This window comes from Desulfobulbus oralis (assembly GCF_002952055.1).
GTDB classification, from domain to species: domain Bacteria; phylum Desulfobacterota; class Desulfobulbia; order Desulfobulbales; family Desulfobulbaceae; genus Desulfobulbus; species Desulfobulbus oralis.
The window spans coordinates 1782522-1795300 of sequence record NZ_CP021255.1 but is presented as its reverse complement, the minus strand read 5'-3'; the positions used below and the strand labels follow the sequence as shown (position 1 = coordinate 1795300).

10 protein-coding genes are annotated in these 12779 nt (G+C 57.8%); all 10 read right to left on the bottom strand.

Annotated elements, in window-relative coordinates; all coding sequences use genetic code 11:
* Positions 1 to 370: 370 nt before the first annotated feature.
* The 10 genes from CAY53_RS13515 to CAY53_RS07885 all read right to left on the bottom strand — a co-directional run bounded on the left by CAY53_RS13515 (position 371) and on the right by CAY53_RS07885 (position 12741).
* Positions 371 to 481: an RHS repeat-associated core domain-containing protein gene (locus CAY53_RS13515; protein WP_245874914.1), complete on the bottom strand. Its 111-nt coding sequence runs from the start codon at positions 479 to 481 to the stop codon at positions 371 to 373.
* Positions 482 to 694: 213 nt separating this feature from the next.
* Entirely contained in the window at positions 695 to 850 is a 156-nt protein-coding gene (locus CAY53_RS12930; RefSeq protein WP_181040225.1) for a hypothetical protein, read from the bottom strand.
* Positions 838 to 2088: a transposase gene (locus CAY53_RS07920; RefSeq protein ID WP_219842642.1), complete on the bottom strand. Its 1251-nt coding sequence runs from the start codon at positions 2086 to 2088 to the stop codon at positions 838 to 840. The genes CAY53_RS12930 and CAY53_RS07920 overlap by 13 nt, the downstream gene beginning before the upstream one ends.
* A 169-nt stretch (positions 2089 to 2257) precedes the next feature.
* The gene (locus CAY53_RS07915) at positions 2258 to 2554 is read right to left on the bottom strand and encodes an RHS repeat protein (RefSeq protein WP_104936658.1); all 297 of its coding nucleotides are present in this window, start codon (positions 2552 to 2554) and stop codon (positions 2258 to 2260) included.
* 951 nt (positions 2555 to 3505) lie between these two features.
* Entirely contained in the window at positions 3506 to 3985 is a 480-nt protein-coding gene (locus tag CAY53_RS07910) for a tetratricopeptide repeat protein (protein WP_104936657.1), read from the bottom strand.
* A 697-nt stretch (positions 3986 to 4682) separates the two neighbouring features.
* On the bottom strand, positions 4683 to 6851 hold the full coding sequence (locus tag CAY53_RS07900) for a methyl-accepting chemotaxis protein (protein ID WP_104936655.1): 2169 nt from the start codon (positions 6849 to 6851) through the stop codon (positions 4683 to 4685).
* Positions 6852 to 6940: 89 nt separating this feature from the next.
* A complete protein-coding gene (locus CAY53_RS12925) occupies positions 6941 to 7099 on the bottom strand; it encodes a hypothetical protein (RefSeq protein WP_017865544.1) in 159 nt (52 codons plus the stop codon).
* A gap of 40 nt (positions 7100 to 7139) precedes the next feature.
* Positions 7140 to 7709 carry a chemotaxis protein CheW gene (locus CAY53_RS07895; protein WP_146106449.1) on the bottom strand — a complete coding sequence of 190 codons (570 nt, stop codon included), beginning with the start codon at positions 7707 to 7709 and terminating at the stop codon, positions 7140 to 7142.
* The gene (locus CAY53_RS07890) at positions 7706 to 8185 is read right to left on the bottom strand and encodes a hypothetical protein (protein ID WP_104936653.1); all 480 of its coding nucleotides are present in this window, start codon (positions 8183 to 8185) and stop codon (positions 7706 to 7708) included. The genes CAY53_RS07895 and CAY53_RS07890 overlap by 4 nt, the downstream gene beginning before the upstream one ends.
* Entirely contained in the window at positions 8182 to 12741 is a 4560-nt protein-coding gene (locus CAY53_RS07885; protein ID WP_181040224.1) for a hybrid sensor histidine kinase/response regulator, read from the bottom strand. Before CAY53_RS07885 ends, CAY53_RS07890 begins: the two co-directional genes overlap by 4 nt.
* Positions 12742 to 12779: the final 38 nt, after the last annotated feature.

Genomic DNA, 12779 nt, shown 5'->3' with positions numbered 1-12779 from the left:
AATAATAAAATGCTTAAATAATATGCTCTTTTATTAATAATATAATACCAAGTATTATTGGCAACAATCTTCAGAAATAACATCAAAAATAGTCGATGACTAAATTATTATCTATTAAATATAAATTTTACAGTTCTGAAACTGAATATTTCATGAGCATATACACTTCTGATAGCACTTTAATATACTAACACCTACTCCTGCAGATGAACTACCGTACTATATTACATACAGGTCATTAACAATCCGTTGAAAAATTATATTTCTGGTCGATGCTACAGGAATTTCGAATTTAAACTAGCGCAGAATCAGTGAGTGGCTCTTCTGTCTTTCAAAGTTTTTACTCACAACGCGTACTGCGGCAAGTTTTTCAACGGCTGCAAGATGTTCCACTCCTTCTTTTCAAGCCCACCGGATCGCTCCAATTCACCGGATCATTTTCTACATAGGCATAGAGATTGAGTTCCCCTTCAAGGCCAATGGAGTCGAGTACGAGATAACTTCCGGGTTCCAGATCGTAGTAGCGTTCCAGTTGTAGTGCAGTCCGGTCTCGGCATCATAGTACTGGCCCGGGAACCTCAGGTTGTTCTGCACCGTGCCGAGTTGGACCTGGGTCTTGCCAAAGGGCAGATAGCGGATATCTCGGGCCAGCTCCTATTCCCCAAAGTGAAGCCCACTGATCCATCCCGCCGCGTCACGGCTGCCAGCTCGGCACCCTGCTGGAGGGATAGGTGATGGTGTTCAGCTCGCCTGCGGCTTCGTCATAACCATAGCAGCCCGTTGAAGAAAGGTTGATTTTCCGAAGGGGACACAAAGTGGCGATTGTGCCCTTGCGAGTCAGTTGTGCCATCTCGAAATGACCATCATGACACAATCTGGAGCATCAGCCACATTCGGCAGCCAAACGACCAATATGAGCAGGTTCAGCTCATCAATTCGGGCAAAAATCAGCCCGGCTCCAGCATCGGCCCAGCCCCTGGGGCTGCCAAAACCAAACAAGGCCCGCAGCAGGATCCCCAAATTGAACCCGGCAATGTGGATGATGTAACGCTTCTCCACATTGGCCAGCCCGCGAAGATGCACCCGCCGCATGCCGCCCCGGTCAGGACAGTGGGCAAAGCTGCGTTCCACCCGCTCGCCCCGCGCCCGCAAAAGCGCCTTGCCCGTACTGGAACTGATCCGCTTCCTGTTCCCGTACACCGCTTCCCGGGCCGCCCTATCCCCATGCCAGCGCAATCGCCCCTTGTGCGCAGGTTCACTAATCCGGCTTGTGCAAGAATCCGGCAAATCCTTCAGCACGTTCCGTCTGTGATAGCCCTTGTCCGCCACCAGAGCAAAGGGCTCGCCAATGCCGGGCGCTCCTTCCCTGTCCCTGACCGCGCACAGTTTGGCCTGGGCGTCGTCAAGTGTGGTGGCAAGCGTTGTGGTATCGCCCTGATCCGCAGGGTGTATCACCGCAGAAACTACCGCCCCGGATTCCAGATCAACCACATGCTCAGGTCTGTACGCCATGTGGGTGCGGCCATCCTTGAGTTTGCCTATGCGCGCATCCTCATCGGTACTCGATTGCCAGTCCTTGTTGGAGGTCTTTCTGCCCCGGCGCTTGCGGTCAAAGGCGATCAACTCCGCCCTAGTCGGCGTCTTGATGCCGCTCTCTTCGGCCAGGCGTTCAAGCATTTCCTGATAGGTTTCGCCTGTATCCCGGCGGACAATGCTCTTCATGGCCGCATTCGCCTCCATGCCAGAGGCGTCGATCCCCAGATATTTCCCGTCAAGCAGATTGGCCTGCTCCAAAATCCGCAGCACAAAGACAAACATTTCGTGATGCACTTCCAGCGGCAGACGCCCCCGGATGCGGCACAGGGAGGAGTGATCGGGCACGGATTCGGTGGGGCCAAGTTGCAGGAACTCCCGCAAAGACAGGGAATCGCTACAACGCCAGCAGATGCCGCGTTCAGAGTCGATGCCCTCGAAATAGCCGATCAGAAGCATGCGGAAATAGCGGCCCGGCGGGATGGACCTGCGGCCGGGTTTTTCGGCGTAGAAGGGCGCACAGCTTTTCGAGGAAGGCGTCAAATGCTTCCTCATGCAGGAGCTTCTGCAGCCGCTCGTAAAAGACATGCCCCTGACTCTGGGGCAGCTGATCATAGATCAGCCACATGCTCTTCTGCTCTGCCTGCCTCCGGCCAAGACTCATACTGCCTCCTCAACACAATTTGATCGCCTGTGCACTATTATGCCTTGCCTGAAGAGTTTTTCAAAGGGCTGTCAGGGCATCCCAGAAGAACTCCGCCCGCTCGCCCAGGGCATTGCGCTGGCTCACCAGATTCTTCTGCTGCCTCATAGCCTGACTCCCCTGCCCCCGCATTCGGTGACAGCACCTTCCGCTTGCGGCCGAAATCGTCATATTTGCTTGGATCACATGGCCCGCGCATCCGTCACCCGGGCAGTATGTCCTGACTTTCATAGTCAGCTTCTCCGTGAGCCGCAGCTCATCGTAGCTGTATTCGCTGACCACGCCCAGAGGATCCACCGAGCGTACCAGATGAGCCACAGGATCATAGGCAAACTCCTCCGCGCTCCCCCTCTTCCTGGGTCAGCCTGTGCAGGCTCCCGACCTGATCATTGGTCAGATGCAGGATGATTTGTTCAAACGGCGGGATTTGAGAGAGACTTTTGCCCGGACAAAGAGATGATATCCTTAAAAAATCAAACAGTTAGGAACAATCACTATTTAGTGGAACAGCAGTGCATTCACATTATAAAAGCAAACGATAAAAAAATAATAACACAAAAACAAAAAACTATATTTATGGAAAGAAGTAAAAACCTAAGATACTGGTCATTGATCTCTTTTTGTACTTTAGAGCACGAATGTAAAAACTTAAAAAGTTCAGGAAAAGGGTGTATCACTTTATATCCTTGACTGTTCGTGTATTTAAAAGTCTTGTAAATAAGAAAATAAAAAATAATTGCGTTAATAATAAATAGTGAGAAAGCAATTGTTTTCATAATCTCAAATATAATTTATGCGCGTAATCACATTTACATTTCTGATCAGATGGTATCTGTGTTAATAATTATATAATAAAAGCTTGTAGATTTTACACCAATACCAAGTTTACCACCACTTATACCAAATCCTCCGAATCGACCAGATTCACCGGATCAATGTCAACAAACTGGCAATTCACAATTTGAGGCCAGCGCCAAGTTCAGTCCGGAGGAAAAAAAATTTGAAAGAAATATTGAAAGGATTGACTTTAAAGCATAAACCTAAAAGGTGGTCAGCGGGAGCCTGACAGATAAGATGAATGCCAATCAGCCGTTACACCGGACGGAGCCGGTTACTCTTCATTCAAGCACTCCATCAAATTACGCCGTTCGTATAGCACCACAATTTTGAGGTGATATCCAGAAGAAATAGACGAGTCTTCCGGATATCATCGCAATTTGCATGATATACAGATCAGCTTAACTTATTATTGGTCCAAATGCCCATTTGTCAAGCCTTATTCCGTTTTGACCCTTTTTCAAAACCTTCCAGGATATCAATCGCTTCCTTGCGTGTATATTCAAACAAATTATTGCCTTGCAAGCACTTCTTTAGATAAAAAATAACTTTTTCCTGTTCTGCTTCACAAAGCATATGCAATTTAGCAAGATCTAAAGCAGCATCAAAATCACCAGCAGCAAGAGCTTTTTCAAACCAATGCTTAGCTTCTAGCACATTTCCTTTTGATCTGTAAGAAATTCCCAGATTGTACAGAGAAGTCACGCTTCCAGCTTCAATCGCTTTTTGATACCAATAAATTGCTTTATCAAAATCGTAATCTACACCTTCGCCAGCATCATACATTGAAGCAATACGATCCATCGCAGAATCATCACCGTTTTCAGCGGCTTTCAAAAAAAGCTCAAATGCTTTTTCAAAGTTGCCATTATTGTATTTTGAATCTGCTTGGTTAAACAATAGATCATCCATAGCAAAAATACTTTTCTCTTAACAGCCCGTTGAAAAAGTCGCAGCAGTGCACAATGCGAGTAAAAATCTTCGTCAGGCAGAGCCACAACTCACTGATTCTACGTTACTTGAAAATTGAAATTCCTGTAGCGTGGAACCTGAAATATAGCTTTTCAACAGTCTGTTAAGTGCCGGCTATCGTCTGCCCGTTCCGCTGAACTGTCTTCAGTCGCCCCAGGGCATTCCAGGTGAAACTGCGCAGGCCGTCCGACAGCAGGCGGCCTGCGCCATCGTAGGTATGGTTCCTGCCCCCACGCAGGGTCAGCTTGCACCGACCGGCCCAATGTGGAGGAGCGCTCCATCATCCACACTGCCGGGTTCAATTTGGGGATACCGCTGCAGGCCTTGTTTGGCTTCGGTACAATGGTCACAGGCTGCCTGTTGCCGGGCCGATTTTGCCCGAATTGACAATCTGAAGCTGCGCGCATTGGCCTTTTGGCTGTCAAACAAGGCTGATAACAGCTCAGATTTCGCCATGATTGCCTTTTCGGGATGACCCAGGTGCCATGCTTGCACAAAGGCTTCCCTTGGCATCCCCTTCGGAAAATCAACCTTTGTCCAAGCGGGCCGGCAGGGATTGTGAGGGCTGGGTTCGCCTGTTGTGCCATGCGCAATGCACAGCCCTCTCCATCCTGGCAAGCAATCAAAAATGCATGACTCAGGCCGATTCGATCTTGAAGGCATCCACCGCAGATCTGAGTTCACGCGCCGTGTTGTTCAGCACGGACATGAGGCTGTTGGTGGCCTGCGTACTGTTGGTTGTATTGGTGCTGGCCTCGCCAACCGACACCATACTCGCCACAACCTCCTCGGACCTTTCTTCCTGCTCGGCCGCAGACTGGGAAATGGACTGGATCAGATCGGCAAGCTGGTTGGAAACCGTCTCGATTTCCTGCAGCTTGGTGTAAGCGCCGTCTGCGAGCTGGGAGCCCTGAACCACCTTGCTGATGCTCTCGTCCATGCGGTTGCCGGCATCCTTGATTTCCGCCTGGATGCCCTTGATCAGGGTTTCGATCTGCTTGGTCGATTTGCTGGAACTCTCGGCCAGTCGCTGCACCTCCTCGGCGACGACTGCAAAACCATGGCCGGCCTCGCCTGCCATGGCGGCCTGAATGGAGGCGTTCAGGGCCAGGATGGAGGTACGGTCGGCAATACTGTTGATAATCTCAACAACATTGCCAATTTCCATGGAGCTTTCACCCAGGCGCTTGATCGAGCGGGCCGTTTCGTTGATCTGCTCGCGAATTTCGTCCATGGCGTGATGGGTCTGCTCGACCGCCTCCGCACCGGCCCGGGCGTTGGCGCGCGAGGTCTGCGAGACCTCGGCGGAAAGGGCGGCGTTCCGGGAAACCTGACGGATGGACTCCGCAATGGTGTGAATGGCCGCAATGGCGTTATTGACCTGCTTGTTCTGCTCCAGGCTGCGTACCGCAAGATCGCTGGTCAGTTTGGAAACGTTGGCAGCCGTCCTGTCAACAGCGTTGCTGGCATCCTTGACCTGACGGACAATGCCGCCGAACTGCTCGGCCATAGTGTTGACGGAGTCGGCCAGGGCGCCGGTGACATCTTCGGTGACTTCCGCACGCACGGTCAGATCGCCCTCGGTCAGCTCGTCGATTTCCATCATGAGCTTCATGAAGGCTTCCTGCAGTTTTTCCTGGTCGCCCTGCGACTGGATCATGGTCGTCATATTGTCCAGCATGGCGTTCAACGAGGAGGCCATGACGCCCAGCTCGTCCTGGGCGACCACTTCGGTACGGGCATTGAAGTTGCCGATGCCCAGCTCGCTCAGAAGGGCCATGATCTTGTCGATCTGGTTCGTCAGGCCGCGGGACAGAAACCAGGCCAGGAAAAGGCCCAGGCAGATGGCCAGAATGGTCGTCGTGAGAATGGCGTAACGGGAGGCGCTCTCCGAGTCCTGCAGGCGCTGGCCAGCCAGAGTCTGCCTGTTCAGCGCGTCGTCCTGCACACTTTTCAGGGCCGGATCGATCTGCCGGGCCGCTTCGTCCGCATCCGCAAACTGGGTGTCAATTTTCTCGCTGGCCTTGAGCAGCGCATCGAAATTGCCGGCAAACTGATCGCACAGCTTTTTCAATGCGGCCTGCTGGCTGTTCGGGGCCTGGGCCACAATGGCGGCCCTCAGGGCGGAGATGCCTTCCAGCACCACGGCAGAGCTTTCCGCATTGGCATGCAGCAGAAAGCGGTAATAGCCGAGTTCCAGATGATGGCAGCGCTGGACGAGTTCCGGAGACGTTGCCGCACTGCTCCTGATGGCTGCCGCCATTTGCTCCACAAGCTCGGTCTGCTTCGCCAGAAGACCGGTCCTGGCATTGTATTTCTGGTCCAGGCTCTCCACCGTTCGCTGGAAGCCGGTGGTATAACGGCTGACCGCATCGATCGCCGTCCGGGTGAGGGCCTTCTGCTCGCCCGAAACCAGATTCGTCATGGCATCGAGTTTGGCACGGGCCTCGGCCGCCGCGCGCTGAAACTGCTCGGCATACCGGCGGGCAGCGTCCAGCCCCTGCTCCGGCACGGTCTGACGAAACATGCTGGCCAGCCGCCGCATGCGATCCACATCGGCCTGGGCCTCATAGCTCAGCCGGGCCAGCCGCTTTTGCCCCTGACTCATCTCTTCATCTGCCTGGCCGGCGGAGCGCTGCCCGACTAGGGCAACAACCGCCACAATGACGGTCAGGGCAAGGATCACCAGAAAGCTCAAGAGCAGCTTGGCGCGAATGCCCAGATTGCCGGTCAGTCTGGCCAACAGGTCCTGCCCGCCGCCGATGATCGCCTGCTCTGCCGCCTGTTCACCGTTCTGTCCTTCCATTTTTCCTCCATACACTTGTCCGAATTTCCCAAATATATGATGGCAACAGGCAAAGAAAGGCGCGTCTGCCCGTTGTCTTCAACACATGCCTACTTCTTCTGCATGTAGGCTTCGATGCCTTCCTCGCGCCACACTTTGAGGGTTTTCTCATCCCTGGGATCGATCCGGAGCCCCAGGGCGTTCACCGGCACAGCGTGCTTCTGCTGAATGGCAATCCAGTTTTTCCTGATCCTTTCTTCCAATGGCATCCTTCTCTCCTCCACAATGACACCCTGGCAATTTCCCGCATCACTCAGCGGACACGCCCCGCACAGGCGGCGAGCCGCCCCGCATCCGCTGTCCTGCGGGGATATGGACAAGCCCCTGGGCAAGGGCGTCAAAATCCATCAGCACCACCCGGCGGCCGTGCACACGAAAGAAGCCCCTGGCCAGACCATGGCCGTCAAAACCCTCCGGCGCTTCCAGGGCTTCAACCGGCAGCCCTGCCTCCCGCTCACCCAGGGTGAAGGTCGATACATTGCCGGTGCAGGCTATGGCCAGTCGCGCAAATTCGCCGCCTGCCGCAGCGCTCTGTCCGGTGCGGATGACCAGCATCTGCCGCATACGGACATTCGAGGCCTTGACCCAGCCGCACAGCCGTTCCACGTCCACCACCGGGATCACGGTGTCCCACCGCAGGATATAACCCGGCAGACAGGCGGGGCTGAAGGGCACCGGATACACTTTTGTGGACCGCCCCACCACTTCGACCACCTGAGTCAGGGTAAACAGACAACTCCAATCCTCTCCATCCTGATGCCCGGTTTCAAGGGGCAGGAGAAAAAAACGTCCCCGCATTGCTCCTGTGCCACCGCTCATGATTGCATTCCGCTTTGCAGGCGGCTCTGTTGCCGCAGCTTTTTCCTGCGCAGATAGACAATTTTATCCATGGCCCGGATCAGCTCGTCCATGTTGATCTGCATGATGACTTCACACCCGTTCACCAGCAGCCTGGGCACCATCTGCCGGGAAAATTCGCCAAAGGCCGCAGGCAGGGGCCGCAGGGCCTGCTCCCTGAGCGAGCAGGCGCGACCCTCGCCGTGCATGGGCAGGGCAAAACGCCGGCCGCCATGGGACAGTACCACAAAATGATCATCTGCGGTCCCCGCAGGCTGGGGCCAGGAAAACAGGAGATGCAGCGGGCACAGTTCGGCGGCCTCGGCGCCCGGCACCTGCAGCCAGAGCTGCCCGCCCTTCCTGATCTCCGTACAGGGCGGGGCCAGGATCTGCTGCACGGCCTGCTGGGCAAAAAAATACCAATACCCACAAAGATTGACGAGATAGACTTCGCTCACAGTGCCTCTTCCCCCTGCCGACGCTGCCGAACCTGCTGTTCGCTTCTCTGATGACCAGTCAGCTTCAGGACAGCTTCAACGAACTCCTCATCCTTGGTCGGTTTGTTCAAAAAGATCGAAGCCCCCAGAGCCAGCGCCTTTTTCCGGTGCTTTTCGGAGCTGCGCGATGTCAGCATGATGACCGGGATGCTCCGGTGCTCCGGCAGATTGGCCTTCAGGGCCAGAAACTCGAAGCCATTCATTCTGGGCATTTCCACATCCAGAAGAATGCAATCCGGCCGCACCGCGTCCAGTTGTTCAAAGGCGGCCTGCCCATCCTTGGCCTCGACCGGTATCCAGCCGTTACTGGACACCAGGCGGCTCATGACCCGGCGGATGGAGATGGAATCATCCACGATCATGATGGTCAGGGCGTGGGTCCGCTCCTTTTTCCGGACGGGCTCCGGCCCGGCCTGGCGATGGTATGCGGCCAACAGCTCCGCCATGTTCAGCAGTGGAATGACCGTGCCGTCGCCCATGACCGCCGCGCCCGCAATGCCGGTCACCGAGCGCAGATGCCTGCCCAGCCCTTTGAGCACGACCTCTTTCTGGCCGCTGATGCGCGGGATGCGGATGCCAGTAGTCGTGCCATCCGCCTCTATGGTCAGAATCAGAGGGCGCGCCTCTTCTTCGGCGCCAGGCTGGCGTCCCAGCAGGAGGGGCAGATTGTACAGGGGCAGCGTTTTGCCATCGCGCTGGAAGCTGTTGCCATCGCCGGCAATATCGGCCCGCTCCACCCGGTGGATATCCTGAATCTCGTTCAGCGCAATGCCATAGGTCACATCATCGATCGCCACCAGCAGCGAACGGGTAATGCCCAGGGTGAGCGGCACCCGGATGGTGAACAGGGTGCCCTGGCCGGCCTGGGTGTCCACCGAAATGCTGCCCTGCAGATCGTGGATATTCTGCTGCACCACGTCCATGCCCACGCCACGGCCGGAAATCTGGCCAACAACCTTCTGGGTGCTGAAGCCCGACCTGAAGATCAAGTCAACCAGCGTGCGCTCGTCCATGGCGTCCACCGCATCGCCCATGGACTCGCGGGCCTTTTCACGAATGGCGTTCACATCGATCCCCCTGCCATCGTCGCTGTAGCGCACCACCACATGGTGGCCTTCCCGCTCACCGGCGATCGTGATGGTGGCAATGGCCGGCTTGCCGGTTCCGGCCCGCTCGTCCGGCGTCTCTATGCCATGGTCCACCGAATTGCGCATCAGGTGCATAAAGGGATCCGCGAGCTTTTCCCAAATCATGCGGTCCAGCTCCACCGTGTCGCCCTTCATGACCAGGCGTACGCGCTTCTTCAGTCTGGCGGCCACGTCGCGCATGGTGCGGCTGAGGCGCGGCGTCAAAAGGGACATCGGGCTCAGGCGGGCGCGCATCATCTGGGCCTGCAGCTCGCGCACCACACGGTGCTGGCGGTTGATGTCCATGCCCAGGCCGTTATGCACGCCCTCCATATTGGTGTGCAGCGCCGTCACATCGATGGCGCTCTCGTTGAGCGCCCGAATGATGAGGTTGAGCTGGGTATAATGATCCAGCTCCATGGCGTCGAATTCGGACAGATCGCCGTCATCCCGGATGGCCTGCCGGGCCTCCGCCAGCCGGTCGAAATGGAAAGAAAGCTGATCCAGGGCCCTGACCTCGAACTTGGTTTCCAGCTCGAGGGCGATATCCTTGAGCCGGCGGGCCGTCAGATCCAGTTCGTCAAGCGCACTCTGAAACAGGGCCATGTTCCGGTCAAAACCACTGACACCCACCAAAAGTTCGTTGGCCAGATTGATCAGCTTGTCAAGCTGGGTCTGGTGGATGCGGATGGTTTTGGCGGCATCGGCGGCGGCCGGCGGCGCGGTGCCGGGTCGAGGCCGGATCGGAGCGGGGCCCTTCCCGGCAGCGGCCGCGGAGCGGATGTCAGCCAGTTTGCCGAGTACGCCAGTGACCCTGTTCAGGTCAAGCGCCTCCGGCTTTTCCATAAGCTGGCCCAGCACATCAACCGCATCGCCCAGTGCATCCGTCAGCAGCGGAGTGGCCGGAGCGGCGCTGGCAAGCAGCCACTCAAGGAAGTCCACCAGCCGACCGGCATAGTCGCCGACATCATCCCGGCCCAGCAGCAGGGCGTCCCGGCGCAGAGCCCCGATGCGCTCCGACATGCGCGCCACTTCCCCGGCCGACTCTGCGGGCAGCCTGCTCTGACCCGCAGCAGCAGCCAGGGTTTGAACGGCATGGTGCAGGGCCTCCTGATGCAGATCCGCATTCTCCACAAAGCTCTGGCGCAAAAGGGCCAGTTCCTGCCCGGACAGTTCCTGGCCCTCCGCCTCAGCGGAGTCAAGGCCTTCCGGCGCAGCGCCAGCCTCATCTCCGGCTCCGGGGCTGGAGGCTGCCGCCGGCTGCTCGGCCGCCGCCGGCCCAGCGCCCCCGCTCACGGCGGCAAGCCGGGCGTACAGGTCCTGCTGCCGCTCTGTATCCACCGAAGCGGGATTTTCGACGATGCTGCCCAAAAGGTCCGCCGATTCGGCCAGAAGCCCCACGATATCCGGGTCGATGGCCGGCGCCTTGTCAAAGAGCCAGTCGAGAAAGTCCTCGATTTTATGGGCATATTCGGCAATCTCGCTGATGCCGATAACCGCGGACGCGCCCTTGATGGTGTGCACGTCCCGCCGGATGGTGCGCAGCTCTTCGCGCAGGGCCTCGTCCACCGGGGTCGTCTGCACAACCCGGGCCTCCAGGGCCTGCATGGCCTGGCCAAGCTCCTGCAGATGCCCGTCCGCCTCTTCCATGAAGCCCTCACGGAGCATCTGCAGATCTTCCGCGCTGAACATCGCGGTGGACGCCGATCCGCTGGCGCCGGCCGCAGGCCGGACAGCCGCTGCAGGCTCGACCGTTTCGGGTTCGGGCTCCGGGGCCGGCGCCCTGCCGGGCGCGCTCCGCATCTGCGAGTGCAAGAATTTCAGGCACTCGTCCAGCATTTCGGCATCATAGGCATCCGGCCGGCGCACCAGATGTTCCAGCTGATCCAGGGCCTGCGCCAGAACCGCCACCTGTTCCGGATCGATCCGCGCAGCCGACTCGTAGAACCAGTCGAGCACATCCTCTATCCGGTGCCCCGCATCCGCAATCTGCTGCAAACCCAGAACCGCAGACGCCCCCTTGATTGTATGCACCGAACGCCTGATGCCCCGCAGCACCTCGCCGAGTTCGCCACTGACCGCAAGCGGCTCCGTCACCGCACTTTCCAGCCTGTACAGCGCATTGCCGATGTCGTCAAAGTGCTCCTTCACCTCCTCGGTGAAGGAGGCCAGCAGCTCCTCATCCAGCTCGATGCCTGCCGGCGTCATCCGCCCCAGGGCCCCTGCCAGGGCATCCGCATGCGGCGCCTGATCCTGCCCCGCTTCGCCTAGGAACGGGCCTTCATCTCCAGGCACTGCGCTGTCCGCAAGGGACAGCGCGCCCTCGCTCAGGCTCCTATCCGCGGGATCGTCCCCCAGCAGGCTGTCAGCCTCGGCCTGCCCAAGCGTGTCTTCGGCGAACACATCGCCTTCGCCATCCAAAAGCGCCGTGGTCTCGTCCGCCGGGGCCCCGGCACGAGCCGGCCGCAGCGCCGCCCCATCCATCTGCGAGTGCAAGAATTTCAGGCACTCGTCCAGCATTTCGGCATCATAGGCATCCGGCCGGCGCACCAGATGTTCCAGCTGATCCAGGGCCTGCGCCAGAACCGCCACCTGTTCCGGATCGATCCGCGCAGCCGACTCGTAGAACCAGTCGAGCACATCCTCTATCCGGTGCCCCGCATCCGCAATCTGCTGCAAACCCAGAACCGCAGACGCCCCCTTGATTGTATGCACCGAACGCCTGATGCCCCGCAGCACCTCGCCGAGTTCGCCACTGACCGCAAGCGGCTCCGTCACCGCACTTTCCAGCCTGTACAGCGCATTGCCGATGTCGTCAAAGTGCTCCTTCACCTCCTCGGTGAAGGAGGCCAGCAGCTCCTCATCCAGCTCGATGCCGGCCGGCGTCATCCGCCCCAGGGCCCCTGCACCAAAAAGGGCCGCCGCATCCGCAGCGCCGGCCTCCGGCTCTGTCCCAGGCTCCGCTGGCGCCGTTCTGGCCGCCATGAGCGCATCCGAGGGCAGCGCGTCGATCTGCAGGCATATCTGTTCCACCAGAGCCTTCAGGTCGGCATCGTCCGGCGCCCCGCTCGACCTGAGATGCTCCGCATAGCGGGCAAACAGTTCCGCCGTGCTTTGCAGGGCATTCAGCAGATCCCCGCTTACGGCCGCCCTGCCCTCCCGCACATGCTCGATCGCCAGCTCCATGCCGCGGGCCGCCTGCGAGAGCGGGGCAAGATCCAGCATGGCTGCCGCTCCCCTGACGATGTGCACCAGGCGGCGCATTTCATCCAGCACCGGCCTGTTGTCGGGATCGGCCTGCAAGGCCGCTATGCCATCCCCGATAAGCGGGACATAGCCCTCCATCTCTTCGACAAAACCCAGCAGTATCTCGTCAAGCCCCTGAGCCATCAGTGCATTCTCCGCTCCATTCTCGCCGTGTCGCCCAT